This window comes from Luteolibacter sp. AS25, assembly GCF_046736275.1.
Classification (GTDB): domain Bacteria; phylum Verrucomicrobiota; class Verrucomicrobiia; order Verrucomicrobiales; family Akkermansiaceae; genus Luteolibacter.
In genome coordinates this window covers 1,966,319-1,992,821 of record NZ_CP151837.1, presented here as the reverse complement: position 1 = coordinate 1,992,821, position 26,503 = coordinate 1,966,319, and the positions used below count along the sequence as shown (strand labels likewise).

At 50.8% G+C, this 26,503-nt stretch carries 25 protein-coding genes; 1 reads left to right on the top strand and 24 read right to left on the bottom strand.

Annotated elements, in window-relative coordinates:
* Window positions 1-51: 51 nt before the first annotated feature.
* The 4 genes from leuC to AAGA79_RS09205 form a co-directional block, all read right to left on the bottom strand.
* Entirely contained in the window at window positions 52-1,476 is a 1,425-nt protein-coding gene (gene leuC, locus AAGA79_RS09220; protein WP_411825503.1) for a 3-isopropylmalate dehydratase large subunit, read from the bottom strand.
* Between the two features lie 74 nt (window positions 1,477-1,550).
* Window positions 1,551-3,827: a DEAD/DEAH box helicase gene (locus tag AAGA79_RS09215; protein WP_411825502.1), complete on the bottom strand. Its 2,277-nt coding sequence runs from the start codon at window positions 3,825-3,827 to the stop codon at window positions 1,551-1,553.
* 15 nt (window positions 3,828-3,842) lie between these two features.
* A complete protein-coding gene (locus AAGA79_RS09210) occupies window positions 3,843-5,180 on the bottom strand; it encodes an ATP-binding protein (protein WP_411825501.1) in 1,338 nt (445 codons plus the stop codon).
* A 7-nt stretch (window positions 5,181-5,187) separates the two neighbouring features.
* Window positions 5,188-8,520, bottom strand: coding sequence for a TerB N-terminal domain-containing protein (locus AAGA79_RS09205; RefSeq protein ID WP_411825500.1), 3,333 nt, complete (start codon window positions 8,518-8,520; stop codon window positions 5,188-5,190).
* A gap of 383 nt (window positions 8,521-8,903) precedes the next feature.
* On the opposite strand from AAGA79_RS09205, the gene holA reads away from it, so the two are divergent.
* Window positions 8,904-10,064, top strand: coding sequence for a DNA polymerase III subunit delta (gene holA, locus AAGA79_RS09200; protein WP_411825499.1), 1,161 nt, complete (start codon window positions 8,904-8,906; stop codon window positions 10,062-10,064).
* 158 nt (window positions 10,065-10,222) lie between these two features.
* On the opposite strand, the gene AAGA79_RS09195 is transcribed toward holA, so the two are convergent.
* From AAGA79_RS09195 to AAGA79_RS09100, 20 genes are all read right to left on the bottom strand, one after another.
* Entirely contained in the window at window positions 10,223-11,614 is a 1,392-nt protein-coding gene (locus tag AAGA79_RS09195) for a DUF1552 domain-containing protein (protein ID WP_411825498.1), read from the bottom strand.
* Window positions 11,611-14,091, bottom strand: coding sequence for a DUF1592 domain-containing protein (locus tag AAGA79_RS09190; protein WP_411825497.1), 2,481 nt, complete (start codon window positions 14,089-14,091; stop codon window positions 11,611-11,613). Before AAGA79_RS09190 ends, AAGA79_RS09195 begins: the two co-directional genes overlap by 4 nt.
* A 231-nt stretch (window positions 14,092-14,322) precedes the next feature.
* Window positions 14,323-14,844: a peptidoglycan endopeptidase gene (locus AAGA79_RS09185; RefSeq protein ID WP_411825496.1), complete on the bottom strand. Its 522-nt coding sequence runs from the start codon at window positions 14,842-14,844 to the stop codon at window positions 14,323-14,325.
* 446 nt (window positions 14,845-15,290) lie between these two features.
* Window positions 15,291-15,773, bottom strand: coding sequence for a DUF2243 domain-containing protein (locus AAGA79_RS09180; RefSeq protein ID WP_411825495.1), 483 nt, complete (start codon window positions 15,771-15,773; stop codon window positions 15,291-15,293).
* Window positions 15,774-16,392: 619 nt separating this feature from the next.
* Window positions 16,393-16,827 (bottom strand): hypothetical protein, encoded by a 435-nt coding sequence (locus tag AAGA79_RS09175; RefSeq protein WP_411825494.1) that lies wholly within the window; start codon window positions 16,825-16,827, stop codon window positions 16,393-16,395.
* 582 nt (window positions 16,828-17,409) lie between these two features.
* Complete coding sequence (locus tag AAGA79_RS09170) at window positions 17,410-17,787, bottom strand: hypothetical protein (RefSeq protein WP_411825410.1); 378 nt, start codon at window positions 17,785-17,787, stop codon at window positions 17,410-17,412.
* Window positions 17,788-17,835: 48 nt separating this feature from the next.
* A complete protein-coding gene (locus AAGA79_RS09165) occupies window positions 17,836-18,216 on the bottom strand; it encodes a hypothetical protein (RefSeq protein ID WP_411825493.1) in 381 nt (126 codons plus the stop codon).
* Between the two features lie 96 nt (window positions 18,217-18,312).
* A complete protein-coding gene (locus tag AAGA79_RS09160) occupies window positions 18,313-19,002 on the bottom strand; it encodes a hypothetical protein (protein WP_411825492.1) in 690 nt (229 codons plus the stop codon).
* 56 nt (window positions 19,003-19,058) lie between these two features.
* On the bottom strand, window positions 19,059-19,544 hold the full coding sequence (locus AAGA79_RS09155; RefSeq protein ID WP_411825491.1) for a hypothetical protein: 486 nt from the start codon (window positions 19,542-19,544) through the stop codon (window positions 19,059-19,061).
* A gap of 142 nt (window positions 19,545-19,686) precedes the next feature.
* Window positions 19,687-20,652: a hypothetical protein gene (locus tag AAGA79_RS09150; protein ID WP_411825490.1), complete on the bottom strand. Its 966-nt coding sequence runs from the start codon at window positions 20,650-20,652 to the stop codon at window positions 19,687-19,689.
* A 2-nt stretch (window positions 20,653-20,654) separates the two neighbouring features.
* A complete protein-coding gene (locus AAGA79_RS09145) occupies window positions 20,655-21,107 on the bottom strand; it encodes a hypothetical protein (RefSeq protein ID WP_411825489.1) in 453 nt (150 codons plus the stop codon).
* Between the two features lie 107 nt (window positions 21,108-21,214).
* A complete protein-coding gene (locus tag AAGA79_RS09140; RefSeq protein WP_411825488.1) occupies window positions 21,215-21,802 on the bottom strand; it encodes a YdcF family protein in 588 nt (195 codons plus the stop codon).
* A 60-nt stretch (window positions 21,803-21,862) separates the two neighbouring features.
* Window positions 21,863-22,336: a hypothetical protein gene (locus AAGA79_RS09135; protein ID WP_411825487.1), complete on the bottom strand. Its 474-nt coding sequence runs from the start codon at window positions 22,334-22,336 to the stop codon at window positions 21,863-21,865.
* 87 nt (window positions 22,337-22,423) lie between these two features.
* Complete coding sequence (locus tag AAGA79_RS09130) at window positions 22,424-22,792, bottom strand: hypothetical protein (RefSeq protein WP_411825486.1); 369 nt, start codon at window positions 22,790-22,792, stop codon at window positions 22,424-22,426.
* A gap of 62 nt (window positions 22,793-22,854) precedes the next feature.
* Window positions 22,855-23,370 carry a hypothetical protein gene (locus AAGA79_RS09125; RefSeq protein WP_411825485.1) on the bottom strand — a complete coding sequence of 172 codons (516 nt, stop codon included), beginning with the start codon at window positions 23,368-23,370 and terminating at the stop codon, window positions 22,855-22,857.
* A 143-nt stretch (window positions 23,371-23,513) separates the two neighbouring features.
* Window positions 23,514-24,020, bottom strand: coding sequence for a hypothetical protein (locus AAGA79_RS09120; protein WP_411825484.1), 507 nt, complete (start codon window positions 24,018-24,020; stop codon window positions 23,514-23,516).
* A gap of 110 nt (window positions 24,021-24,130) precedes the next feature.
* Window positions 24,131-24,931, bottom strand: a complete 801-nt coding sequence (locus AAGA79_RS09115; protein ID WP_411825483.1) for a lipid II flippase family protein — start codon at window positions 24,929-24,931, stop codon at window positions 24,131-24,133.
* Window positions 24,932-24,986: 55 nt separating this feature from the next.
* Window positions 24,987-25,448 carry a hypothetical protein gene (locus tag AAGA79_RS09110; RefSeq protein WP_411825482.1) on the bottom strand — a complete coding sequence of 154 codons (462 nt, stop codon included), beginning with the start codon at window positions 25,446-25,448 and terminating at the stop codon, window positions 24,987-24,989.
* A gap of 48 nt (window positions 25,449-25,496) precedes the next feature.
* Entirely contained in the window at window positions 25,497-26,093 is a 597-nt protein-coding gene (locus AAGA79_RS09105) for a hypothetical protein (RefSeq protein WP_411825481.1), read from the bottom strand.
* Between the two features lie 48 nt (window positions 26,094-26,141).
* A complete protein-coding gene (locus AAGA79_RS09100) occupies window positions 26,142-26,309 on the bottom strand; it encodes a hypothetical protein (RefSeq protein ID WP_411825480.1) in 168 nt (55 codons plus the stop codon).
* Window positions 26,310-26,503: the final 194 nt, after the last annotated feature.

Here is a 26,503-nt window from a genome sequence, read left to right as displayed (position 1 = left end):
TAGTGGTTTCAAATATAGGAAAACCGATGTTTTCCAGAAGGTCAGACTGAATTAGGCGACTGCTGCGGTGCCGGAAAGGTCGAACAAGTCACGGGCGTCCGTTACATATCCCTTGATGGCTGCTGCAGCGACCATAACAGGGGACATCAGGACTGTGCGCCCTGTAGGGGAGCCTTGGCGTCCCTTGAAGTTCCGGTTGGAAGAAGATGCGCAAAGCTGATCGCCGATGAGTTTGTCTGGATTCATGGCAAGGCACATGGAGCAACCGGCGGCGCGCCATTCGAAGCCAGCTTCGATGAAGATTTTATCGAGGCCTTCCTGTTCGCACTGGATTGCTACGATCTGCGAGCCCGGAACGACGATCGCCTGAACTGTATCCGCGACCTTGTGCCCCTGGATGTATTTCGCGACCTCGCGGAAATCCGAGATACGGCCGTTGGTGCAGGAGCCGATGAATGCGACGTCTACCTTTACACCTTCGATAGGTGTGCCGGCAGGGAGCTTCATGTAGGCGAGTGCTTCTTCGACGCTTGCCTTTGCTTCCGGAGTAGCTGCCTTGAGCGGATCCGGGATGGATTCCTTGATGGAGATACCCTGGTCCGGGGAGATGCCCCAGGTAACGGTCGGTTCAATTTCTCCGGCATCGATTTTCACGATGTCGTCGAAGTGCGCATCCGCGTCGGAGGCGAAGGAGAGCCAACGGGTGGCTGTCTCATCGAAATTTTCGTTGTCCACATACGGACGGCCTTTGAGATAGGCTACGGTTTTTGCATCCGGGTTCACATATCCGCAGCGTGCGCCACCTTCGATGGACATGTTGCAGACTGTCATGCGCTCTTCCATGGACATGCGCTCGAAAACATCGCCTGCATATTCATATGCGTAGCCGATGCCACCGTTCGCGCCGAGAAGGCGGATGATGTGGAGGATGACGTCCTTGGCGTAAACGCCCGGGCGGAGGTCGCCGTTGACCTCGATGCGGCGGACTTTCATTTCCTGGAGGGCGATGGTCTGGGTGGCCAGAACGTCGCGCACCTGGCTGGTGCCGATTCCGAAGGCGATGGCTCCGAAAGCACCGTGGGTGGCTGTGTGTGAGTCACCGCAGGCGATGGTGGTCCCCGGTTGGGTGATGCCTTGCTCAGGGCCGACGACGTGAACGATGCCTTGCTTGCCTGATTTAAGGTCGAAATAGGTAACGCCGAAGTCGTCGCAGTTCTTGCGGATGGCTTCGATCATTTCAGCGGCCATAGGATCAGCTGGCTGGTCCTGATTGATGGTCGGGACGATGTGGTCGATGGTCGCGAAGGTGCGCTGGGGGAACTTTACCGTAAGATCGAGATCGCGGAGCATCCCGAAGGCTTGCGGGGAAGTAACCTCATGAATGAGGTGGGTTCCGATAAATAATTGTGTACGGCCGTCACCAAGAGTGCCGACGCGGTGTGAATCCCAGACTTTTTGAAACAGACTTTTTCCCATGACTTTTACCACCGTGGTTTGCGGCGGGGCGGGAAGATGCAGAGAGTGAGAGGAAATGTCAAACTTTCGGAATACTATCCAGTCAGCATTCTTTTTGCGGCGGTTGCTGCATCTTTCAATGATACCCGCCGGTTTGAATTACTCAGATCGAGCAGATTGTCCGGTAAATGTTGATCGAATTTATCAAAATGTCGGGCTACAAGTCTGGATGCGAGGGTTACCGGATCGAAGGATTGCTTCATCACGCGTTCCAGATGTTGCCGCAATGGCTCTTCTTCAGCGTGATAGGTGACTGTTAGTTGGGTCGTTTCAGCACGGATTCCATCGTGAAGCGCGCAGAGTTTGAGTGTTTCTAGGCCTTTGGTTCCTGTCCATGGGAAGAGCATAATGGAATTTTTCCCGTTTGAGAGGGAAGCAGTGAAGACTCCGGCTCTTTTTGCGTAAGTCCTGGCTCCTTCGAGTAAATTTGCGGCATCTTCATGGAGATAGGATGGGAATGTCTGTCCCATCAGAATTCCTCTCATTTTCTCAACCACTTTCGCATGTATGATTCCTCCGGAGCCGAGGAAAACAGGGCGCTTTCTTCCTGATGCGGGGGTTACTTCAGCGATCATGGCTTTGGAGTCGATGACAACGACTTTCCACCGCCTTCCGTTTAGGATCAGGTGCTCGCCTTCGGGCGGGACGGTTTCCGCAGGGATTTTTCCAAGAGTGGTTTGGCCGCACCGGACCGAGTATTCTTCTGTTCCTGAAAAGGCGGCGTAGAATTCTTTGCGGTGGGTGACTCCTTCCCCATTGGGGGTGAGAATGAGTTCGCCGGTGGGGGTTTGTTCGATCAAATCCACGACGGAAAGCTGCCTGAGAAGTGATGCGAACATAGTTTTGCTCACCTCGTGAAAAGCTCCTCTTGCGATGAGAATCTGATGTGCGGAGGAGGCGTGGCAACCACCGGTTTGCCTAAGCAAACTAAGAGTTTGGTGAATCAGTGTGCTGAAGTGGAATGGGTCGTTATCGAAGGGCTCCAGCCATTTTTCGAGCATGAGTTCGATGAGCGCGACGGAGCGAAGTAACTGTGGACAGAGCAGATCTTCAAGAGATGAGCGAGGGCTGGGCGGAGGATCAAGAGAATACATGCGGAGAATCGCTGATTGGCCTTCTCCCCTACCTGAGCGTCCGAGACGTTGGACGAGGGAGGCAACACTCCACGGGGGGCCGAGCTGACCTACAGAACGAACGTTTCCAATATCGATCCCCATTTCCAGCGTGCTGGTGCAAAAAACGGAGAGAGGCTCTTCGTTCTTGAGCCTCAACTCCACATCCTCCCGGACCTCTTTTGCCAACGAACCGTGATGTAGCAGGAAGGGGCTGCGTGGCCAGCGCCGGGCAATTGCGATCTGGTTCATTTCATCTCCGAGCATTTCGGCAAGAGCACGACTATTGGTGAAGATAAGATTGGAATCTGAGGTGAAAGTGTTGGCCAGATCATCGGCGAGGTTTCTGAGGGAGGATTCTTCGTCGGTATCCTCGGAATCCTTCCATACTTTGTCCTTTTCGGAAATGGAGAGGAGATCTGCGGAGGCTTCTCGTGCGGTGGTGGCGAGGCGAGGCGTTTTTTGTCCGACCCTGTCTTTTTGATCAACCGTAGGGCTAGGCTGAGGGTACGCGCGGATGCCGACTTTTATAGAGCGCGTTCCGTCAGCGTCCCTGATCACTTCGACGGAATGCGGGGAGTGGTGATCGAGGAAAGTTTTGGATGTTTCAAAATCGGCAAGTGTGGCGGAAAGTCCAAAAATGCGCGGGGAGACTTCGGCTGCTTGAAAAAGACGAGCGAGAAGGCTTTTTAAATGAACTCCACGGACATCCGCTACGAAGGCGTGAAGCTCATCAATTACGACGAATTCGAGGCCAGCGAAGATCCGTGAAACTTGTGTGCCATAGTTGATGAAAGCTGATTCTAGAGACTCCGGAGTGATGAGGAGGACTCCTCCGGGCTTTTTCCTAAAGTTTTTTTTAGCTGTAGCGGAGACGTCTCCATGCCATTTGTGGACAGGAATCTCTGCATGATGGCAGAGATCTTCTAGTCGGACGAATTGATCATTAATAAGCGCTTTGAGAGGCCCGATATACATCGCGCGGACGGTGCCATCGGATTTTCCCGCGATGGCTGAAAGTATTGGTAGGAAGGCTGCTTCGGTTTTGCCGGATGCGGTGGATGCTGAAAGGATCAGGTGATTGTCTCCTGTGTTAAAAGAGTTGATCGCATCCACCTGAAGCTGCCGGAGCGATGTCCATTTCATCGCCCAAAGAACCCGCTGGATGTCCGGGTGGAGTTTTTCAAAGGCTGTACTCATCCGCTTTGGAAGATGTTAAAGAGTGAAGCTGGCAAGATCGCCGTCTTCTTCTCCTGAGGAAGCCGCTGATTCGTTCGCGATTTCTTCTTCGGTGGACATCGTAGTGGTGGGCTTTTCGATGATGCCATCCAAGCCGAGAATATCGCTCCATGTTTTTCCCGGATTTTGCTCAATGAGGTTTAGAAGACCGACGAAGGACCGGATTACATCGCGGGGCGTTTTGAAAAACTCAGCACCAAGGGTCTCATTCGCTTTGTTGAGGAGTGCTGCGATTCCCTCGTCCGGTACGAGCCTTTTGGTAACGTCTCCGTTTGCGTGTACTATGGAAATATTCCGAAGGAGAACGAAAAGGTCTTCGGGGGAAAGTGCTTGGAGCCGGACGACGGGGCCTGAGAGATCTACCAGTCCCTCTGCTGCCAAGCGATTTTCCGCTAGTCGGGAGCGCAAGGCCTCGTAAGAAAAGAGGCCACGGCGTTTGTCTTCGAGGCTCTCGTCGGTTCCGGCGAAGATGAAGCCAATTCCTTTGGCACTGCCTTGCACTGAATCGTTTAGAATGGTGAGGATGGCCTCGAAATTGGCGACTCTGGAGCGTGAACTTGGTAGACGGTGGCTGAGGACAACGAGTTCGTCAAATAGGACGAGCATGCCATCGTATCCGGCTTTACGGCAGAATGCTGCCATCAGTTTGAGGCTGTCGTAGAAGGTATCGTCGTCGATGATCCGCCGCACTCCGAGTGCCTGGCGGGCTTCGGTTTTTGTTGGGTATTCGCCTCGGAGCCAGCGGAGAGCGGAGGCTTTTTGTGTTTCATCGCCGCTCACTGTTCCCCGGTAAAAAATTCTGAGAACTTCGGCGAACTCAAAGCCACCTACGTGCTCTTGTAGGTCTGCCAGATCTGAGGAAATGCGTGCTTCCACAGCGGCTGTATTGCCTCCGGCTTCCATCACCTCCTGTTGAAGACCACTAATCCATTTGGTGCATACCGAGGCGAGGGATCCACCTTCTGGTTTGGCACGGGTGGCCATGTTTCGCATGAGTTCCGAGTATAACGCCCGGGCTTCCCCTCCACTGGCGTGGAGGCGGCGCTCCATGGTGAAATCTCCTTGAATGGTGACGAGGTTTTGCTGAAGTGCTACGTGGCGGATGAGGTTTAGAAAAAAGCTCTTTCCGCTGCCGAATCTGCCGACGACGAGGCGGAAGGATGAACCATCATCGCGGATGCGTGAGATGTCTTGAAGCAGAGCTTCGGTCTCGGCTTTTCTGCCGACTTGTATGAGGTGGAGTCCTTGGCGGGGGACTAGGCCAGCTTGGAGGGATTGGAGGATGGAGTCTCTTTCGCGTCGTTTGATTCTCATGGATCTTTTATGTAGTTGGGATGAGTTCTCTACTTATGTTAACGATGCCGTTGTCGCCGATCTCCAAAAGGAAATCACCGAGGGCTTCGTCCGCCCAGGTGTTGATGCCGTCCAACAGATCGCCAGGCATAAGATGATAATCTTTTGCAATGGCTGGAAGATCCGGCGATGGTTCTGAGAGCAGCCGAAGAAGTCCTGAATGATATCTGGCATCGAGGTCTTCCATCCAGTCTGGTGTATGGGATGGAATTTCGGAGGTGGCCTCTGTTTCACCAGTTACTTCTGCTTTCTCCTCTTCGAGGGCTTTGGAAAGAATAGAAACTACCTCTGCTGTCTCGACAGTAAGTGCGGCGATCCGGTTCATATCGAGCTGGAAGGCTGCGGGCTGTTGCTGAGGTGGAGGCGGTATGGTTTCGCTACCGCTGCGCTTGGAGGCACGTTCTACGGTTACAGTTTTAAAGGTGTCGGTTTCCGATAGAATATTATCGAGGTATTTTGAATCCAGCTCGAAGATTTTGGCAATGCGCCTCAGTAGCTTGTCTTCCTCTGATGAAAGGATGCCGTCTGAGCAAGCGATGTGGACAAGCAGCGTGAATACCGGGAGGCGATCAGTGTGGTTGATCGAGTTGGAAATTTTGCGCAACTGTTTGGAGGCGATGTTGGCGTCCCGTGAAAGGGCTGCTTGGGTGACTGAAATCTGTTTCCGCGAAAATTCGTCTGTCACGCCTGTAGCTCTGTGGAATACCTCGAGCTCGTTCTCATCGATACTTCCGTCTGCCGATGCGACTAGAACTGCTAGGTAGAGAAGGCGGAGAAGTCCTCCAATGTCCGATGGGAGATCCTTGGGCCTTTCGCAAGCAGCGATTGCAATTTCCTGATTCCATCTCAGTGGGATTTGTAAAATTTCGTAATGAGGCGCCATGGTGAGGGTCAGGCTTTCGACCAATTCAGTTACCTCGGAGCAATGTTTTGAAGTTAATGTAGTCCGTTGCTCAATGCCGAGCATTTCAGCGATCGATGAGATAGGCATGAACCAGATCCCGTTTTCATTGGGGCAGGATTCGATTGCTTTTCTGAAAGTTTCCATCAGGGGATGAGGTTGGTGGAATCTAATTTCCGCGGGTAAGGCGAAGTAAGTGCGAAGGAGATCACGGTTGGTGGCAGTTTCGTCTCTGGATATTTTGGCGACAGCTCGGGAATAACCTGAGAGGTCTTCCACGCAATTGTTCCAGATGGTTGAGAGAGGTTTGAACTGACTTTTGATTCCGAGCACTCCAGGGACCTTGAGCTCGTGTCTTCGTCCTGTGTGGGAATACTCTATCAAACTTGCGTTTGCCGGCCGGTAAGTGATAGTTTTGTCGCGTTTTGAAGCTTTTGTAACCATTCCCCCTGGAAATTCTGCTTCAAAGCGGCTGCGAAATAGTTCGCGGAAAGAATTGCCGCTTCGTTTGACGATGACACTTCTTTTGGAGTTTTCGGAGTTTTTTGCTACCATATAGGCAAGTTTCCAATTTATCGGCGTTCTTGTCCTGTGGTGGTTCGCGAGAGCGAGTGCGAGTGAGGTTTCCGTGTAGCGATCGCCCTGAGCATCAAGTAAGGTCGGGCAGACACCTGAATAGCCCTCGGGGCTGGAGAGGTAGGATGTGAAGTGCAAGAAATCTCCCAGATAGGATGAAATAGAGCGACTTCTTCCCGAGAACCCATAATTTTTGAGCAATTCAAGAACTTCAAACCATAATGCCTGGTCAAAATCCTGATCAATTAGCATGCGGCGTTCGATTCCATAGAAGAATAGGAAGAGATAGCCGGGAGACAGTAGCTCAGGAGCGATTTTCCGCCCCGATGCCAACCACTCTAGATAGAAGGCGCGCTGGGAAGGAGAAATGGATGCGTAAGACGGATAGTAGGGGAGTTCTTCTGATGTAGCTGCTATGTATCCCAATCTCATGGCCATATCTATCGTGGAGGGCTCGCGTAGCCCTTCATGAGAACCCTCGCCCGTGTAGATCATCCCGTTGATGACTCTCCCTTGGATTTCCACTTGGTGGCCATGTGGTATCCACTTAAAACCGTTTTTTTGGGTTTTCGCGGAAATGTAGTTGGCGCTAGTTGATCTTGACTGGGGTTTCGCAAACCCTGGGACTGGTGGAGGTGGAGTTTCAGGAGGCGGCAATGGGGGAGGATTAGCTTCAGAGCCAGCAGAGGTGGCTGCTATTTCATTGCGGGTTTCGTGGGTAATTTTACCAAATGAAAGGATTGCCTGAGCAAGGGTAGCACCAGCTCCTAGTTTGGAAACTTGGATGATTTCATTTAGACCTGTGGGGCTACTAAAATGGATTTCATCGTAGAGGCAGATCGGTAGTTGTCTGTTGTTGGAGAAGCGTTTGTCCGGGCTGCCGTTTTTGTTCACATATTGCCACGTGTGATCCACGACTCTCGCGTCACGGGGTGTGGAGCCATCTTCAATGAATTTCTTTTGGGTGACTTCTACATTTATTTCATCGTAGCCAATAGCTCCGATGCGCCCTTCGTCGTAGACCAAAAGCCTGTCTGGAAAGAAATACAGAGTCTGCCTGCCTACTTCTATGGCAATGGTCTGAATGTTGGTCTTCAGGAAGCCGGGTGAGGTTATGGCTACATTGGTGTCGTGCCTATTCACCAAGCTTGACGCACCTGCGTGATATCTGGAGTCGCTCACGTTTCCAGAAGCCGCAATATGCCAGCAGTTCGAACATTTTGCCAAAGCTGTGGCAGCTTGATGTAAGTTCCCGAAGGCGAGATCGAGTGAGGCATCGAAATCATACAGAAGGACAACAGTTTTACGCAAGATGTCCTGAGAATATACCCAGATTACGCCAACTAAGGAGAGAATGAACCACAGAATTAGTATGAACGAATTAGCATTCATAAACAGGAGCCAAAACAAAATGACGAGACCTATGGAAAAAGCGGCCGGCCACCAACGGCGGAGTTTCTTTTTCTGATTAAGTTCTTGAAGCAACTCGGCCGAGGAACCGGAAACCATTCCGGAAACGTCAGCTGACTCAATTTCCTCCAATCTGACAGGCTGAATGTCAGGAAGAGAGGGGTCGTTGGAATTTTGAACGATGTGATTTTGTCTCCGCGCCCGAGATGTCAGAGACCTCTTTTTAGAGGGGCTACCAATATTTGGTAAGGTTTTACGATAATAGATCCCATTGACACCCATGTGGACGTAGTTTCCGCGAGGTCCTGCTCCGACACGTAGACCTTTGATTCCGGTGGAAATACCAATGCCAGATTTGGAGAGGTTGAATCTCATCAGGCCGACTCGTACGCTTTTCCTTAAAATGATACTCATATTTGATTAGTAACTGTTTATTCGGTATAGTGCGGAGTACCGCTACCCTCGGAAGATTTTGTCATTCGCAGTAACAAAATTCTTTGAGGGTGGACGTGTCTGAATTTCTGGGATTTGCAGTTGCAGAAAGTCACGATGCGGGAGTGATAGCGATTACAAAAAAAAATGATATAGACCGCGACGAATCGGGGTAGGTGCATGTAAAAAATGAGGAGAATAGTTATCCAAATATTGGAAGCATAAATGGGGTTGATACGGATTGTCATGATTGTCCGGAATCAGTCGAGGAAAAGGATTGGCTACGGCGTCAATCCAGTAAGACAGAGGTGAGCTACAAAGAAAAAATCTCACCATTTTTTGAATCGAAATCGCTTCCTTAGATTTTGGATAGCAGCTACACCGTCCGTGTGGCTGCTACGAAGAATCCTACCCCGATGACTGCGAATCTACATGTGATCGTAGGGACTGACGACGGGCAGGTGAGGGAGCAGGCGTTGAAGCTGTATAACAAGCTTACGGCCGGGAATGACGATGGGTTTACCCACGAGACAATTGATGCGGGGGCGGAGAATTCCGAGGCCGCGTATCAGTTGTGTTCCGCTGCCGCTCAATCGCTGATGACCATGCCCATGTTCGGCGGGGACAAGGTGGTGTGGCTGAGGAATGTGAATTTCTTCGGCGATGATGTGACTGGCCGTGCCCAGCGGACTGAAGCAGGGGTGGAAATTCTCCGTTCCACCTTGGAGAAGGGGCTGCCGGAAGGAATCAGGTTTCTCATTTCCGCCGATAAGGTGGATAAGCGGAGGGCATTCTGGAAATGGCTGAGCAAGAATGCGAGTTTACAGGTTTACGATAAGATCGATGTCAGCCGGGACGGTTGGCAGGATGAGGTAGGGGCCCTGGTGGAAAAACGGGCCACCGCGCTGGGGCTGGATTTCACGCACGATGCCTTGGAGCTATTCATAGTGCTGGCGGGAGAGCAGACCAAGCAGATCGCCAATGAACTGGAGAAGCTTGATCTATTTCTCGGGAAAGAAAGGCGCGAGGTGACCGAGCAGGATGTCCGCACGCTGGTGCCGCTCAGCAAGGCTGCGGTTGTTTTCGAGACAGGGAAGGCGATTCAGATGGGGAACGTGGCCCGTGCGATCCAGTTGGTGGATGAGCAGCTTCAGGCTGAGGAATCGGCGATCGGTATCATGCGGGCCTCGATTATCAACGTGGTGCGGAATTTATATATGGCACGGTTGATCATGGACAAGTTCAAGGCTCCTACTGGAAACTATTCTTCCTTTGCCGGAGCATTGAACAAGCTGCCTGCTGCGGAGCGGGCCTGGCTGCCGCAGAAAAAGGATGGCAGCGGGGTGAATGTGTATCCGATTTTCCTGGCTGTGCAAAACGCCCGCAATTTTGATTTGGCCGGGCTCCAGCATGTCATGGAGGAGACACAAAAAGCCGATCAGGCACTGGTAACAACAGGGCTGGACCATCGTTTGCTGCTACACCGGTTGATTGCAGAGATCGCGGCAGCGCGCAGGAAAAGATAGATGCGAGGTTGCGGGCCAGCAAAACTCCGCCACGGAAGATCCGGACTGCTGGATCCATGGTTTAGATCCAGCCGGTCGGATTGCTCCCGTTTTGTGAATGGCGGAGTGTTGTTCCAGAATTTATCCCTAAAGGGACAGTCTTCTTCGGAGGAGATCGACTAAAGCTGCTGCAGCTTGCCGCCCTTGCCCTGAAGCTCATCCTTGATGTTCATCGTGTCGAGAACCCTGCTATGCAAGGTGGCGATGTTCGCACCTTCCCCGTTGATGTGTCTGTTTCCCTTGATTTTTCCACCGGCATGTCCGCCCATCAGGATAGGCAAACTACCCGGATTATGGTTCTGCCCGTTGCTGATGCTGGATCCCATCATGATCATGGAGTTTTCCAGAACACTGTTGCTTCCCTCCTTCATGCTATGCAGACGCTCCAGGAAATAGGCATACTGTGACATGAAAAATGTGTTGATCAGTTCATACTGCTTCAGCGTGTCAGCTCTGTTTCCATGATGTGAAATCGAATGGTGGGCGCCTTCAACACCGTCGAGGAAGGACATGTTCCTGCGGCTTCCGCCATCTCCCAGCATCAGGGTGGAGGAGCGGGTGGAATTGCTCCAGAAGGCGAGCGCCATGATATCCATCATCATCTGGATGTATTCAGGATATGGGATGTCCGGAAGCACTGAGAGACTATCGCCTGAGCCACCGCCTTCACGTTTGATGCGTCTTTCGGTTTTCTTGATATCGGCAAGAATTTCCGGTGTGATTTTCATCCCTTTCGGCTGGGACTTGCGCATGATCCGGGTTTCGACGTCGCGCACCGTGGTGAGGTATTCGTCGAGCTTCTGCTGGTCGGCTCTCCCGAGGCGTTTCTGCAGTTGCTTCGCATCCTCGAGAATGGTGTCTACCACGCCTTTTGTGGGAGCGACGGATTTTTTGCGTGAGCCGGAAGGTTCCGAGGTCACTCCGACGCTATCGAAAAGCCTTTTGAAAGCTCTCATCGGATCTACTTCCTGCGGGACCGGGGTGGATGGATCCCTCCAGGAGATGTAGTTGCCGTAGGCCCAGGGAAGTCCGCTCGGCGATGTTCCGCGGCGGGGAGCATGCATGGCGAGTTCCAGGGTCGGCAGTGGGGTATCCTTCGCAGCATGACCGATGATCTGGTCCACGCTGGCGGATCCGATATTCATTTCGGACGCATCTGAGGCTTTTGCAGGACGTTGGCCTGTCAGGAAACCCGGAGTACTTCCGGAGTGTCCGCCCATGCCGTTCCTGAGACCGGTGATCACGTTGAGATGTTCCTTAAGGCCGGCCAGCGGCTGCAGCATCGGAGGAAGTTCATCGAGAGTAGAGCCACCGGGAGTGAACTGCTCGGGGAGGGCGCCGTTGGGCATGAAGATCGCAGCATAGCGTAGCGGCTGACCCTCGGGACCTACCGCCAGGGAAGAAGTCTTGGTGGGAGCGCCCATGGCTTCCATGAAAGGCAGTGCCATCGTAGCGCCTATGCCTTGGAGCACATGACGTCTTGAGATTCGAACAGGTCTTGTATAGTTCATTCTAGCGTAGGTTTTGGGGTTTTTGGTTTATAGCTGTCGCCCCTGCGGAAACGGAAGGGATAGCTTTTTGCAACTTCGATGAAAGCGGTGTGGATGCTGCCATTGTCGGCGATCACCTTATCGGTAATCTCTTTAATAACAGGTCTATCATAGGGAGTGATATCCCTTCCGATGGCATATGTCAAAATCTTAGAAACCATGTTCCTTGTGAACGGTTCCTTTTGTTTCATCAATGCGACTTTCAATTCGGCCGGTCCGGCGAATGAGCTGCCATCGGGCATGGTCCCGTTGGTATCGAGCGGGATTCCATTTTGACTTGTTCTGAAACGTCCGATCGCATCGAACGCCTCCAGGCCGAACCCGATGGGATCGATCATGGCGTGGCAGCTCTTGCAGTTCACATCCTCACGATGTTGCTCAAGGCTATCGCGGAAAGTTTTCCCATGAACCTCGCGATCATCCTCGGGTAGTTGTTCAACATTCATCGGTGGCTCGGGGAGGGGGATGCCGAGTATATCCCTGACGACGAATGCACCGCGGATAGACGGGCTGCTCCTCAGCGGGATGGAAGTGGCGGTCAATACGCTGCCCATGCCCAGAACTCCGCCACGATTCTTATCAGTGAGTTTCACACGCCGGAGTTGGGAGCCTTCCACGCCGGGAATGCGGTAGAACTTCGCCAATGTATCATTGAGGAAGGTGTAGTCGCTGTTGAGGAAGCTGTTGATGCTGCCGTTGTTTTGGAGCAGGTCGTTGAAAAACATCATGGACTCCTGATAAAGGAGGACCCGGATCTGGAATGTGAAGCCGGGGTATTTCTCCTGATCGGGATTGGCGCTGGAGCGAAGTTCCTCCCAGCCGAACCATTGGCCGCCGAAGTGCATCCCGAGGGTCTTTGATTTGTCATCAAGAAGCATCCGTTTCACCTGTGCCTCGAATACGGCCGGGTCTTGCAGCTTCCCTTCGGAGGCCAGCTTGAATAGCTCGCGATCCGGCATGGAGGACCAGAGGAAGTAGGATAGTCTGCTGGCCAGCTCGAAGTCTTCGATTGGTTGCGGGTCCTCGGCGGGCTCGGTCAGGGAAGACCGGTAGAGGAAATTCGGGGAGATGAGCATGGCATAGAGCGGCATTTGCATGGCCTCATCGAAGTTTTTCTGCTCGGCCTCCTTCCGGAAGAGTGAGACGAGCCTTGCCACCTCCTCTTCGTTGGCTGGCTTCCTGTATATGAAAGAACTCCAGTGCCTGAGGATCTTCTCCGCGGCTTCATCGGCAGAAACATTGCCAGCGGGTCTGGAGATGATATAGCGGCGGCGGAGGCTTGGGTCCGCGTAGATTTCAGCGACGATTACGCCAGCGGCTTCGAAGTAATTCTCCACGAGCAGTGCCGGGAGGAAGAGGGTGTCCGCGTTGTTGTCAAAGCCACTTTCGCCGCTGCCGTCCTCGGGGAAATTATCCGCCGGGCGGATTTTCAGGCCGAAGAGGTCGCGAATCGTGTAGTTGTATTCGTTTTTATTAAGGCGGTGAATCGTGGTTCTTCCCGGATCCGTGCCCATCTGTCCTGCGTCCCATTTTTCACTGAGGGATTTCGACCATGAATAAAGCTGGGATCTCTCGTCTTCACTAAGCTGCAGCTTCTCCTTTTTCGGAGGTGGCATTTGTTCCAGCTTCACTACTTGTGCCACTTTCTCCCATACGCTGGGCTTCAGGGATGCAAGATCTTCGGTCAGGTAGAGTTCGAGATTGAGATCGCCCTCCTGGCTGGCCTCATCGTGGCATTCGATACAGGAACGGTCCAGGATTGGAAGGATGGTATGCTCGTAGAAACTTCTGTTCGCAAATTCAGCCGATTCTTTTTCGAGGAGGCGCACGTTTTCTTCCACAAGCGAGAGGAAATCAGCTTCTCCGGAAGGGCGGATCACACCGTCCTTGAGTCCCTTGGGTAGCTTGATTGTCTCGAGAAATTTGTTCCACACCACTTTATTTTTGACGAGTTTCGTGCGGAATTCGTCGGCACCCGGGTCGATTTGGAGTTCCGGGAAAGTTTCTGTAATCTCTTTCCGAACGTTCTCAAAAATCTCCAACGCCTGGTTTGGATCCGCTGCGGGGCCGAAAGTTGCGGAGCCTTCCGGAAGAAGGTTTACCACCTTCGTTTTTTCAGGAAGCACCGACATCCAGTTGGGCTCCTTTCCTGTGACGAGCACGAGCGCATTCGTGGTCTTGATCTCGTTCAGCATCAGCGCTGTGGGTGTGTAGGTCTCCGGATTCTCTCCGGGGGGCACTAGATTGATTACCTTTACAGCGTTTCCATCGACCAATTCCTCAACAAAGCAACCCAGCGAGAAATTCATCGCAACGATCAATGGAGGCGCCTCATCCTGCTCGATAATCTCTCCTGCCTGATTATCGGTCTTCTTGCAGCTGACGAGCGCGATTATCCAGAACAGCAGAATGCTGCGAAGTAGGTTTTTTGGGTTCATTTTGACGTGGTATTTCAGCTACTAATAGCATGCAGGCGCCATTTCAGGGGAGCATGTCTCGCGCTTTCCTATAGGAAATACGAAAAATCCGGAGTATGTCACTCACATTCCTCCGCGTCATCTCCGGTAAGGGAAGGGGAGCGTGAGTAAACTAAACCTATAAAAAGGCTGTCATATCCAGTGGGAGGTTGGATGCCGGGTTTGTAGGGCATATCCCGGTGGATTGGTGGGCTACAGGCCTTTCGGATGGCGCATGGCGTGGCCATCCACTCGACGCGATTGCGGTTTCCAGCGTGGGCCGGACTCGCCATTTCCCCCCGTCCCTCCGGTATCAAAGCGAAGGCCGCCTATGACTAGGAAAGCGTGACCACTGCGCACGTAGACGGTGATCCAATCTCCTTTGCCACGTTTTCCATAATTGAAAAATCCATTCGAGGTAAGGTTCCCCTGGAGAAGACCGGCTTTCCGCAATACATAGCTGGAGGATCCACTGCAATCGTAGCCCCAATCATTCAACCTGGCATGGCCGCCTCCGTATTTATAAGGCTTGTTCGTGAGTTCGTTGGCAGCTGCTACGGCGAGTTTCACCTCTTTCGGGGCGAAAAGTGGTGCTCTGGCCTTGCCGTTTTTCTTCAGGTTCACCGAGCGCATGAATTTCTTTTCATGCTCCACGCTGCCCTTTGCCCATTTCTGCCCCGTGCCGCAGCTGACGAGGGCCACGCTGGCGAGGAGGAGGATAAAAAATCTTTTCATTAAGATTACTTAAGTAAAAAAAACAAGTATTGCAAGGATCTCTACTCATGGGTTTCTCTTGTGCAACCGGAGTTCGGGAGCGTGCGAAGTCCCGAAGGGATCGGGCCATCTCCCAAAGGGATCGAGCCATCTCCCAAAGGGATCGAGCCATCTCCCAAAGGGATCGAGCCATCTCCCAAAGGGATCGAGCCATCTCCCAAAGGGATCGGGCCATCTCCCAAAGGGATCGGGCCATCTCCCAAAGGGATCGGGCCATCTCCCAAAGGGATCGGGCCATCTCCCGAAGGGATTAGCCGATCTCCCCAAGTCTACACCGGAGGTATTCAGGTAATATCTATCCAGGCCGAAAGCTTTAGTTTGGAGCTAGTAGAAGATGTAGTACAGGGGGATGAAGCTAAATTGGATCAGATGGCTTCCTCGGTGTCGCCATCTCCGACTTACCAGGCTTATTTGTGGCCTACCGCGGCAGCTTTGGCACTGCGGATCACCCACCACCCGCCGATGGTGAAAATTGCCCCTGAGAGCAGAAACAGGAAATCGTAAATCGACTCGCCTTTTGCTTCCACCACATGGTGCAGGTGTAGGATATGGTGGTCGATCACTCCTTCAATGAGGTTGAAGAGTCCCCAGCCAAGAAACAGGGATCCGGTAAAAACACGATTTGTCCAAAGGACATTCGGGACCCTGTGGGCGCGGAACAGAAGAATAATTCCAATCACCGTCATGATCCATGTGAAGCTATGAAAGATTCCGTCCCAGAACATGTTGATCTCTGTGTTGGCTATCGTGTCCTTCGGTATCCGGCCGGTAAGCATGTTATGGAATTGCAGCATCTGGTGAAAAACGATGCCGTCAACAAAACCTCCGAGACCGACACCAAGGAAGATTCCGGCACGAGTGAGTGGTTTGGTAATAATTGATGAGTTCATAATATTAATCGGGTAAAAAACGGCTGAGTATAAAAATGAGTAATGCAAAGATAGGGAAGGGGGCTATTACCTCAAGGAATGTCAGAGGAAACGACTCGTTGAAAATACCTTCGCGCACAGAGATACCGGTGGGCGTGTCGCAGACAGGACACGCATACACCGATGGCGCTATGACAAGAAATCCGCTGAGTATGAATTTCATCGCGGAAAATAAGATCAAAGCGATCTTCTGCAAAATCTTTTTTCAAAATCCTCATAGGCTATTCTGGAACGGGCCCGGCCACCGGGTCGAGTGTCGGATCTTTGCTGGAGCTGGTGCCAGTGTGATTGGTAGACCGGTAGGTGCCACACAGGCCGGAATCCCAGAAGGGGAAGGGTCTAAATAACTAGATCGGCCCCGGAAAACGGATGCACCCCAAGAATGGAGGGGAAAAAGAAAACCTGTGATGGGCTCGGTGCCGAGACACGGGCAAACACGGAGAAATAACAGGCAAAGGAGATATCGGCAAAAAGCCATAAGTCGCGCCAACGTCATAGGATGGCCGCGCCGGTGGAAATTCCTAATTTAATCAGACGGCTGGTTCGGCGTCGGCTCCTCCGCCTTGTTCTCTATCTTGTTTTATTTCTTAAGGGTTACGGCCGTTGAGCTGTTCTGGAATGTTGTCCCAGTAGCGGTGAAATCCACTGTCCAATTATCTTCGATCTTTCCATCGGTTAGCACAACACCTTTGTCTTGATCTGCGTGCATGTAGATAAAACCTAGCTTAGACGTGTAGATGCCGACGGGGCTGAATACGGACTTCCGACCAAAAGCCACGCCGAACCAATTCAACTGTCCTGGAGATTTAGTGTCGATGTGGATGTAGTATGACCCGAATGGAAATGCCTTCAATAGCTTCGCCTCAACGGTGGAGCCATCTATAGTGGCCGTGACATCGTAGTCATCGGACGGAAGAAGCGGTCGAGCGAGAAAAATGATTCCGTACAAACCAATCAGCACAAGCATTAGAAGAACGCCCGCCGCTATCTTCAACGCTTTCGGTTTGGTCTTCATTTCTTTGCAGAACGTTAGAGTATAGGCGACCCGGGGAAAAGCTCTAATTAAATCAGACGGCTGATTCGGGGTCGCCTACTACGACTTGTTCTGCCTCTTTTGTTTGTCAGTTCTAGGCTTTCTTCTCTGGATACTTATCAATAATCGCTCTAAGGATCTTCCGTGTGCTTTTATAGAACGGATCTTTCCATCCGCTCCAGCTACCATCAGCGAAGCAAACCTCGAGATCTCTGCTCCTCACTTGAACCCAATTGTTCAGGAAATCATATCCGACTGTTCCGAAAGCCAATCCTTCAACCGTGTCTAGCACGATGTGGTCATATCTTCCGCGAAAATCGATTCGGTCTGGCGTTACCGTCAATGTTCCTATGTCCCGGTAAGCCACTAAACTCCACGGCCGGATCTTGGGACGATACCATACCCGGCGGAACACCTCTGGCGGCGATTCGTGTGAGTCTAGGTGCATATCTGGATTGCTTGCAGAACGTTTAAGGAATGGCGGCGCCGGTGAAAAGCTAAAAATGGATCAGACGGCTTCCTCGGCGTCGCCATCTCCGCCTTGTTCTGCTTGTTGTTTTTTAGCTAGTTGAGAAGTCCGTCTGAGAATCCGAATCCAAGAATCTTACGGCTCGGAATGTAGAATATGGTCTTCGTGTATCCATCGAATGAATCAAGTAGTCGATAACGAATCTTACCCACGTCTTTGGAGTTAAACTGGGTGTCTCCGAATGAAAGGTGAACTTCGCCTTTGCTGAACGACTTCGAGAAAAATTGCGCATACAAGGGATCGCTATCAGTAACGCCATGCACCAGTAAGAGTCCGTCTGAGTAATCGGTCTTCCTTCCTGCTGTGAGTGCCCCAAGATCTGCGTCGAAGCTCCGACTTATCAGTTCGTCACGATTAAATCTGTCGCAGGATACGAGAAGAAAGCCGAGCAGAAGCAGTAGGATGGTCTTCATTTTATTGTAGAACGTTATAGGAATGGCGTGCCGGTGTAAAGTCCAAAGTTAATCAGACGGCTTCCTCGGCGTTGCCATCTCCGACTTGTTCTGCTTCTTCCGTTCGAAGCCAGTGCGAACCCAGGATAAGCCGGCCACAACAAACAATGCACCCATAGCTCCACGTCCGGATGTCCAAATTGGCAAGTAAGGTGTCTTAGAAACCTCCTCGTAGGAAAGGCTAACGACTCGCCACCATTCTGTTAGGCCTTCTCTAAAAGCCCACATCTGGAAGAGACCCAGCAAAACGAAACCAATGCCTAGGAATAAGGCTGACTTCCATTCGGTCGTCTTCGCGCGTGCCTCGTATGAATGCTTCGCGAGGCCGTTCTTCCGCAAATCGAGTAACCAACTCCGTATGGAATATTCTGGTTTGTTGGATCTATTCATTTCTTGGAGAACGTCATAGAAATGGCGCGCCGGTGTAAAGCCCGTATTTAATCAGACTGCTTCCTCGGAGTTGCCATCCCCGCCTTGCTAGGCTTCTTAATCGAATGGTCGACGATGTGGTATCGAGGTGAGTTTGCCGAAGCGATCTCGCCTCCAGTGCTTATCTTCGGAGTCCGTATATTCGAGCTCAACCATAGGGTGCCCAAACATGTCACTATGCAACCGGCTATATTCTGTCGTGTCGTCCATAGTCTGCCTCGGAGGAACCGTTCCGAAGACGATCTCGATATCAGCGAAAGGCTCGTTGCAGTTCTCCATCTTGAATCCAGAGACAACTAAATCGTAAAACGGAACCATTGTCGGATTCTTCACGAAAAGCTTCCACGCTCCGCCAGACTCTTCGCACCAGCCCGTAAGTCCGAAATCAATTATTCCTTTGGAGAGATCGGTGAAAGTCTGTAATTCATGATCCTCCTTCCACCGCCTAAGCAGAAGAACTGAAAAGTCAATTCCGTCATTCTTGTCGATCATTCCCGCACATCCTCCGCATAACCAAATGCCGTTGCTGGCCGAGGATCGTTCTTCTCCAGTTTGGGTTGCGTCGTAACGTGGACCTCCAATGCTTGCACCCTTGATGTGTGCTGCGATACCAGGTCTGATAGCTTTCGATTGATCTTCCAGTGATGCACCGATAGTGATCTTCGAACAGTCAGGGTTGCTACATCGATATGCCGCCCGGTCTGCGAGGATTCGCTTCACCGCTGCTGAAAAGTCGTCTCGTGCCATCGTCTTTTTTCTTCGCCTAACGTTGAAGGAATGGCGCTCCGGGGAAAAGCTCGAATTTAATCAGACGTCTGGTTCGGAGTCGCCATCTCCGCCTTGTTGTTTGATAGTTGAGACAGCGTATATCCAGTAACCGCACCTGTAATTATTGAGCTCGACAGACATGAAATCCAAACCATTAAAGGAATATTGTCGCCGACTCCTGGACTATCCAAGAAAAAGAAACAGATTGAACCAGCGATTAACCCGCCAATTATACCCGTAAGCCATCGAGGAACGCTTAGCGCCTTCACCAGAAGCGAGAATGGGAAGACAATTATAACACTGGTGAGCCAGAAAAGGATAGCCAAGACAAGAAAGTGGCCGATCGCTCCGATAAGAAGCACGCTGATCCCCGCGATGAATACGAACGTCGGCTCCTCTAGGCCATGCATACGAGTATCGCCGACAAAAAGTTGGAATATTCCTATCGCGATGAGCTGCACACAGAACAGTGAACCGCCCACTATAAACCCGTAGAGGTTAGCTCCGACCGCGAGGGTCATGACTGGTAGGAATTCATAACTTGCGTCTCAATTTCTTTGGCGGACGTCTAAGGAATGGCGGCGCCGGTGGGAAGCTCGAATTTAATCAGACGGCTTCCTCGGCGTCGGCATCTCCGCCTTGTTCTGCTTCTTCGTGATTCGTCTAATTGTCCCATGAGTTCTCAACGCTGCTTAACCAATAGCCATACTTGATATAAATGTGTCCACTCATTCCGCCACCAGACATCGCGTGGCTTGAAGTGGTAAAGCTGAACTTAAAAGCATTATCGTCAATTCGCGTCCATTGAATTGTGAGATCATCGACAGCCTTCGTAGTCTTCTCTTCTAAGTTCTGATCCGTGTCCTCGGAATCATTCGGTGCATTCCTTTCTCTTTCTTCGCGCTGCTCCATGCTCAAGGCTTCTTCGAAATTATCCCATATTGCCCCAGGCTTCTCGTCATTGACGCTGTGAAGACGCATAGCGTGACCTGACTTTTGGGAAATATTGTGTATTAACTGGCTCAGCGCGTCCTTCTCGACAGGGCGAGCGTCGCGCTTAAGCAGATTCACTATCGCCAAATCGGGAGAGCTGTCATCATCGCCAAATTCAATCTCAGAGGTCATCCAATCGATTCCGCGCATGCCGTAAAGATCCCTAGCCTCAGCCGACACCTTGCAGGTGTTCAGAAGCCAGTGCAAACTACGCTCTTTCCCTCCAGTCACTGCCAAGGTCAGAGGAGTCAACTTCATATTATTCCGTGGATCTGGCATTCTTCCAAGCGGTGCGCTTGGATTCCACCCCGCTGGATGCAAATGTTCTAGCAGCTGGATGTCTTGCTCTTCGATTGCAAGTGCCGCAGTCGGAGATAAGAGTTCTTGTCTGTCTCCTGCCGTGAAATTATCCCTCCTCTCTTTCGCAACCGACGGCGGCTTTGGATCTTGCTGCGCGTGAAGAGCGAAACTTGATAATGCGAGACTGATAAGTAGATGACCTAACTTCATGGAAAATGCGGGCTTGTGATCTTCATTTCCTTGCAGAACGTTATAGGAATGGCGCGCCGGTGAAAAGATCCGAATCAAATTAGACGGATTCCTCGGCGTCGCCATCTCCGCCTTGTTCTGCTTCATTATTATTGCATAGTAGTTGAAAGGGATACGAACCCGGAAATCAATTCTCTGCGATTAGGGTTGGCCTCAATCTCAATCCTTCTGTCGTAAACTTGATCTATCATATCCCGCCCTGTGCTGCCACAGCATCGATAGCCCTTGATCGCCAAAGGAATTGCTTGGGAGTCACCCGCTAGGTGGCGCCTCAAATAAAAGGTGGGATCACGGATCAAAATCTCGGCACAACCAACTCCGAATGTCTCAGCATTCTCACCGTCAGTATCCTCGCCCGAGATCTTATACTCATTCCAAGCTGCTAGGTCGCCGCTCTCTATCTTGTCGATTAACTGGGTCAATCGCCTGGAGTATTTAGTGTTAACGTACGATGTTGTTGCGACTGGTAGATCATCCGAACTTGAACTGCTTGCACAACCACTGACGATGAGAGCTAGGATTATGATGATTCGTACAGGCATATTTTTACAGAACGTTAAAGGAATGGCGCCGCCGGGGCAAACTCCCAATTTGATCAGACGGCTTCCTCGGCGTCGCCATATCCGCATTGTTAGCCATTTTTTGTTCACTAGTTGCCAGTGATGAAGTAGTGATGGAAGAAGTAAAGCTCTCGAGCTAGGAATCCAAGCTTGGTCTTGAGGGAGCGGTATCGGGACGTGGGGGTTGGCGAAGAAGCCGCGTCGAAATCTAGGTCATCCGCCATCATCTTCGCTCTCTTCATGTGGAGAGGATCACTGACAATTATGGCTGACTCCAAACCATGCTTCTGCATCACTGACGCGGCCTCCGACAAATTCTGCTGCGTGGTTCGAGACCGCTCCTCGACTAGAATGTCTGCGACGGGTATTCCATCTTTTGTCGCGCCGGATCTCCCGACGCTAGCCTCGGAATGCTTCTGTCCATCGCCATACCCACCAGTGAAGATGAGAATTGGCGCGAAGCCTTCATCGTAAAGGTGGATACCGTGACGGATTCGCTCTGCAAACACTGGTGATGGATTCGCTCCTTGCACGGCCGCTCCAAGAACGATGATGCAGTCGGATTGCCTCGCCTGGTCTTGGGTTCCAAAACGCCAAATGACCGTGGAAATAATGAGACACCAGAGAACGCCCGTGAGAAGTAACCAGAGCGCGATGAGTTTTATTCGGCGTCGCATAATTAGATTTCTTTAACTAACGTCATAGGTGGGACGCGCCGCGGTCAACTCCCGATTTGTTCAGACGACGGGTTCGGCGCCGGATCCTCCGCCTTGTTCTGCTTTCTTCATCGTCGTAAGGAGAAGGGCTGCCAAAGCAACCAGGTAGAACCAATTCCAACCGAATATTGGTAAACCATACCCCTGTGAAGCGGCGTCCATCGACTGACTCATCGTATAACCGAGACCTCTGATACTGTCGAAAATTATGTAACTCAAGAGGGCTAATGAACCGGCGGCCAACGTGAAAACGATCTTCTTCCGTCTGAGAAACACCCAGCCAGACAAGATTAGTCCAGTCAGTGAAAGCCAATGGTAAGACTTCGTCCGATAAGCCGATATTGCGTTCGCCTGAAGTTGAGGATCTACTTCCGAACTACTTAGCTCTGTCGCACCCCTTGACGTGAAGGTTATTTCAGGTGACACGATACCCTTGATCAGCAGCCCGGAATGCAAGACGAGAGCAATTATGAAGATATAACGGAGGTATTTCATTTCGTTGTAGAACGTTATTGGAATGGTGGCTTCTCGGTGACGAGCCGGAATTTAATCAGTTGGCTTCCGCGGCGTCGCCATCTTTGCCTAGTTTTGTGTTTTTCGTTCGTGATTGGTAACCCAGGCAGAGACGTGTTCCGGCATCTTCCTGTCTAAATTCGAGTAAATCTTCGGGATCCAACTTGCCATGAGAGACGCCTCCGCTTCAGCTCCAGAGTATTGGGAATGGTAATCTGTCTTTGTAATCGAGTCCTCTAAGATCTTCATATTAATGTCGACAACATGATCGGACTTCCCTTCGGAAAGCAGAAACAAATGAACCATTCTGTCGACGCCCCAAGAAACCATTTCGTTGTTCGAAACACCGGATGTGTAGCGACCTACGAATAGACCGCCGAGTATTGCACCGATCATGAGACTTGGGACAACGAGGGAGATGTATTTTGTGATCTTCATTTTTTCGCAGAATCTTATAGGAATGGCGGCACCGGTGTGAACTCGCAGTTCAATCAGACGGTTTACTCGGCGTCGCCATCTCCGCCTTGTTCTGCTTCTTTTTTAATTGTGAGTTGCAATGACCTCGCACCATTGCGAATCAAAACTATGGGTTCATTCAACGAACAAATGACGTTGCCAGTTATCGACACATCACGATACTCGAAATTTGCCGTTTTCTGGTCATTGGCGGTTCGGGTTTTCACCTTAACACGCGCCGCTACCGCATAAGCCACGCTGTATCCTCTCTCACTGGTAGCTATCAAGTATTCCGTGTGCAGGATGGTCTCGTCTTCCAGAATCTGTTCTGCACTGAACTTCGGTCCGGATCCTGTAAGTGAGAGATCTACGACCGAATCAGCTGTAATACTCCCTTCAAGCAGAACCGAAAGATTGCTGGTCAGTCCTGAACCATGTTCAGAATCTGCTGTGGGTGCGCTGACGACCCCAGGGGGTGCAACAGTACGAGGAACTCTGGTCTGAGCGTAGGTCGGCAGGGAAAAGAGGCAAACGGCTGCGACTAGTATTGTTTTCTTCATAGGTTTAGTTCGGACGGATCACGTGTGTGAAATATTTGGTGAGATCTTCACAATTTCTCGCGGTAAGTCATAGGGATTGCGGCGGCGGTGTGGAGTCCCAAATTTAATCAGGCGGCTTCTTCGGCGTCGCCATCTCCGACTTGTTAGCCTTTCTTCAGTTTCTGGAGAATGGATAGAGCCTCGAACCAATGCTCTTCCTTGCCTATAAATTCTCCAGGAAAATTTTGCTCACTATCCCCGATAATGAATAGAATCTTGTATAATTCGCCTTCCATCTCAAATTTCGCGAACCTTCCAGAAAAAGCATCGCCGTGTATCTCTCCTCTTTTGAAATCATTGTTCTTTGGAGCTAAACTTTTAAGAGTTAAATGTTTCTGACCTTCAGCTAGAGCAAGCAAACTCGCGGCACGAATCTCGACATCTTCTAAATTTTGTTTAGTCTTAATGTCGCCTGGAAAGCGTGTAAATTGCAGTGAGGCTAGACCTCCTTCCTTGCGTGTGACGGAGTAGACTTGGAGAACGTTGTTACCTTGGAATTCGACCTTCCAGGTCTCAGGGGCGTTTACGATTACTAAAGGCTTCACTTCCTCCGCAATTGATGGAGTAAATGTGCTGAAAATCAGGATAAATGCAGCGAGTCTTGTTTTCATATTTTCCGGATAACGTTATAGTAATGGAGCTCCGGGGTGAAGCTCAAAATTGATCAGACGGCTTCCTCGGCGTCGCCATCTCCGACTTGTTCGGTTTCTTGGTATCTTGGTCAAATTCTGGTCGCAATCCATACAATAATTGTTGCACCTGGAATCAAAATTACCTGCCCAAGTAGAGTCCCGAGGATACGGCTCGAAGTCATAGCTGCAACTGCCTGTCGAAATTCGGACTCCGATTGCTCTCCCCCAGATACGCGATCACTCATAAACGAAAAATATGGATCAACGACTCCAAAAAGGATTAACGTTCCACACATATTGACCGAAGCAGACAAATTACTTGCTGTCAGTCTAAGTTCGGGCTCCAAGGTTCCAGCGTAAAGCGAACAGAAGACACCGGTTGAAATTAGCCCAATGCCTATCGCGTTCATGATGAAGATCTTGATCGAAACACCCCGAATCTTGTAGAAGAAAACTAGATTCTCTCTTCTGGGCATTGAAAGACTCCGCCATAGCGCATTCCAGAAAGTCGATCCAAAAATCGAAGTAAGGAGAGACAACATCGAACGCTTCCGTTCATAAGAGCCAATCGATACAACCGCGAGCCTCTGAAAGCTGGGAATTATGAATGCCGCAAAGCAAGTAGCTATGGTGGCGGACAGAAGTAAGATCCGAAAGTCCATTGCAGGTGGAATCTGGCTGAGAACAAAACCAGTCTCTATGCGCTTGGATAATAGAGGCGCAAGAATTGAGTTCGAGCTTCGGGAGAAAAGAACCAGGACGTTGAACAACGCCAAACTAAGCGCAAGGCGACCAGTCCGTATGCCAGCTATTCGAACTCCGTAGGAAAGCGTCGAGATAAAGTGAATCCCGCCGATGAGAATACACAGAAAAATTAGTTGGGGATCCATTGTATGTTTCTTTACTGAACGTCAAAGGAATGGCGCGCCGGGGTAAAGCCCAAATTTAATCAGACGGCTTCCTCGGCGTCGCTATCTCCGACTTGTTCTCCCTTGTGATTATCTCGATACCGTTCCAGATGGTAACAACTAAGGCGACACAAAGTGGGATTACCAGCCAATCAAATGCTGAGGAAAAGTACCCTTCGCCTAAAATATGTCGGATGCCATCTACTCCGCGCCAGAAAAATACGGCGGCAGTCAGCAAAAATGTTCCTAATGTCACAGCATTGTATTTTATAAGGTGTCGTGGGATGAGCAGCAACACACCATAAAGGACAGTAATTCCAATAATAAAATTCTCTCTATCGAGATGATTCGGCAGCAATGCTTTGTAATCTCCAATGAATAAGTTCACGCCTGCAATCCATAGAGCTGGAATCACGATAATTAATCCCAAGAGAAATGATAGTGCTCTAATTAGACGACGCAACTTCGAGGGTTTGGCTCTCACGGAAGGAGTCTTCATTTCTTTGGAGAACGTTATAGGAACGGCACGCCGGGGTAGCGCTCAAATTTAATCAGACGGATTCCTTGGCGCCGCCATCTCCGGCTTGTTCTGCTTCTTGTTGTTTGCCGTTGGTGGGGAAGGCTTCTCCGTGACGCGCGAACGGGGCGCTTCTAGTAAGTCTGGGGTAATAAGCATGACATTCGGAATTCCTGCTCCGCTAACAGCATTCAATACTTCTAGTCCGAACTGTAATGGAACTTGTTCTTCTGAAGCCATCAAAATAAATCCTTCTGATCCCGAACTTGAAGCTGCTTGAGCCAGGAGCTCAAGAGTTCCTCCCAGCTCGTCGACTGTCACCAAGTGTCTCCCAGACCCGGAGCCCATTGCGACTCTGTCCTGCAATACATGAATGAAGACCGGATCAAAGCGGAAATCCTTAGTGGAACGGAAAGACAAGGTAGTCTCTCCAGTCACATCAAGTGAAACGATAGAATTCCTCTCCTCACCTATCAGTAATGCTATCGCTTCTAAAAAACGTTGAAAATCAAGCGTTTCGCTGGAGTCGATGTTTATTCGTAATGTATCTGTCGAGGAGGAACTAGGATTCTTGCACGCAGGAACAAAAATGAAGATCCCAAAGGCAGCTACTAAGATTATCTTCATTTCTTACAGAATATTATAGTAATGGCGGCGGCGTTGTAAATTCCCAATCTAATCAGACTGCTTCATCGGCGTCGCCATCTCCGCCTTGTTCTGCTTTTCTGTTGTTATCTGACCAAGCACATATCCAGTGATAGATCCGGTAATGAGAGAGCTTGAGAGAAACGACCAATAGATTTGCCATGGCGTATTGGTTCCCACTCCCGGGCTATTAAGCATGAGCCAACAAAGCAATCCAGCCGCTAGACCACCAACAAATGCGCCTACCTTCGCTCCAATTCGTAAGCCCTATAAATTAATGATGCAGGATAAACGAGAGTGACACTGGAAACCCAGAATAAGATGGCGACAGCGAAAACCACGGAAACGAAGCCAACGAATGACCAGAGTATAATCGCCGCAACGTCTGGATG

Excerpts from the sequence above, each read along its gene's own strand:
- leuC (WP_411825503.1), bottom strand. The coding sequence starts at position 1,476 with ATGGGAAAAAGTCTGTTTCAAAAAGTCTGGGATTCACACCGCGTCGGC.
- AAGA79_RS09215 (WP_411825502.1), bottom strand. The coding sequence starts at position 3,827 with ATGAGTACAGCCTTTGAAAAACTCCACCCGGACATCCAGCGGGTTCTT.
- AAGA79_RS09210 (WP_411825501.1), bottom strand. The coding sequence starts at position 5,180 with ATGAGAATCAAACGACGCGAAAGAGACTCCATCCTCCAATCCCTCCAA.
- AAGA79_RS09205 (WP_411825500.1), bottom strand. The coding sequence starts at position 8,520 with ATGAGTATCATTTTAAGGAAAAGCGTACGAGTCGGCCTGATGAGATTC.
- AAGA79_RS09195 (WP_411825498.1), bottom strand. The coding sequence starts at position 11,614 with ATGAACTATACAAGACCTGTTCGAATCTCAAGACGTCATGTGCTCCAA.
- AAGA79_RS09190 (WP_411825497.1), bottom strand. The coding sequence starts at position 14,091 with ATGAACCCAAAAAACCTACTTCGCAGCATTCTGCTGTTCTGGATAATC.
- AAGA79_RS09185 (WP_411825496.1), bottom strand. The coding sequence starts at position 14,844 with ATGAAAAGATTTTTTATCCTCCTCCTCGCCAGCGTGGCCCTCGTCAGC.
- AAGA79_RS09180 (WP_411825495.1), bottom strand. The coding sequence starts at position 15,773 with ATGAACTCATCAATTATTACCAAACCACTCACTCGTGCCGGAATCTTC.
- AAGA79_RS09175 (WP_411825494.1), bottom strand. The coding sequence starts at position 16,827 with ATGAAGACCAAACCGAAAGCGTTGAAGATAGCGGCGGGCGTTCTTCTA.
- AAGA79_RS09170 (WP_411825410.1), bottom strand. The coding sequence starts at position 17,787 with ATGAAGACCATCCTACTGCTTCTGCTCGGCTTTCTTCTCGTATCCTGC.
- AAGA79_RS09165 (WP_411825493.1), bottom strand. The coding sequence starts at position 18,216 with ATGAATAGATCCAACAAACCAGAATATTCCATACGGAGTTGGTTACTC.
- AAGA79_RS09160 (WP_411825492.1), bottom strand. The coding sequence starts at position 19,002 with ATGGCACGAGACGACTTTTCAGCAGCGGTGAAGCGAATCCTCGCAGAC.
- AAGA79_RS09155 (WP_411825491.1), bottom strand. The coding sequence starts at position 19,544 with ATGACCCTCGCGGTCGGAGCTAACCTCTACGGGTTTATAGTGGGCGGT.
- AAGA79_RS09150 (WP_411825490.1), bottom strand. The coding sequence starts at position 20,652 with ATGAAGCAGAACAAGGCGGAGATGGCGACGCCGAGGAATCCGTCTAAT.
- AAGA79_RS09145 (WP_411825489.1), bottom strand. The coding sequence starts at position 21,107 with ATGCCTGTACGAATCATCATAATCCTAGCTCTCATCGTCAGTGGTTGT.
- AAGA79_RS09140 (WP_411825488.1), bottom strand. The coding sequence starts at position 21,802 with ATGCGACGCCGAATAAAACTCATCGCGCTCTGGTTACTTCTCACGGGC.
- AAGA79_RS09135 (WP_411825487.1), bottom strand. The coding sequence starts at position 22,336 with ATGAAATACCTCCGTTATATCTTCATAATTGCTCTCGTCTTGCATTCC.
- AAGA79_RS09130 (WP_411825486.1), bottom strand. The coding sequence starts at position 22,792 with ATGAAGATCACAAAATACATCTCCCTCGTTGTCCCAAGTCTCATGATC.
- AAGA79_RS09125 (WP_411825485.1), bottom strand. The coding sequence starts at position 23,370 with ATGAAGAAAACAATACTAGTCGCAGCCGTTTGCCTCTTTTCCCTGCCG.
- AAGA79_RS09120 (WP_411825484.1), bottom strand. The coding sequence starts at position 24,020 with ATGAAAACAAGACTCGCTGCATTTATCCTGATTTTCAGCACATTTACT.
- AAGA79_RS09115 (WP_411825483.1), bottom strand. The coding sequence starts at position 24,931 with ATGGATCCCCAACTAATTTTTCTGTGTATTCTCATCGGCGGGATTCAC.
- AAGA79_RS09110 (WP_411825482.1), bottom strand. The coding sequence starts at position 25,448 with ATGAAGACTCCTTCCGTGAGAGCCAAACCCTCGAAGTTGCGTCGTCTA.
- AAGA79_RS09105 (WP_411825481.1), bottom strand. The coding sequence starts at position 26,093 with ATGAAGATAATCTTAGTAGCTGCCTTTGGGATCTTCATTTTTGTTCCT.
- AAGA79_RS09100 (WP_411825480.1), bottom strand. The coding sequence starts at position 26,309 with ATGCTTAATAGCCCGGGAGTGGGAACCAATACGCCATGGCAAATCTAT.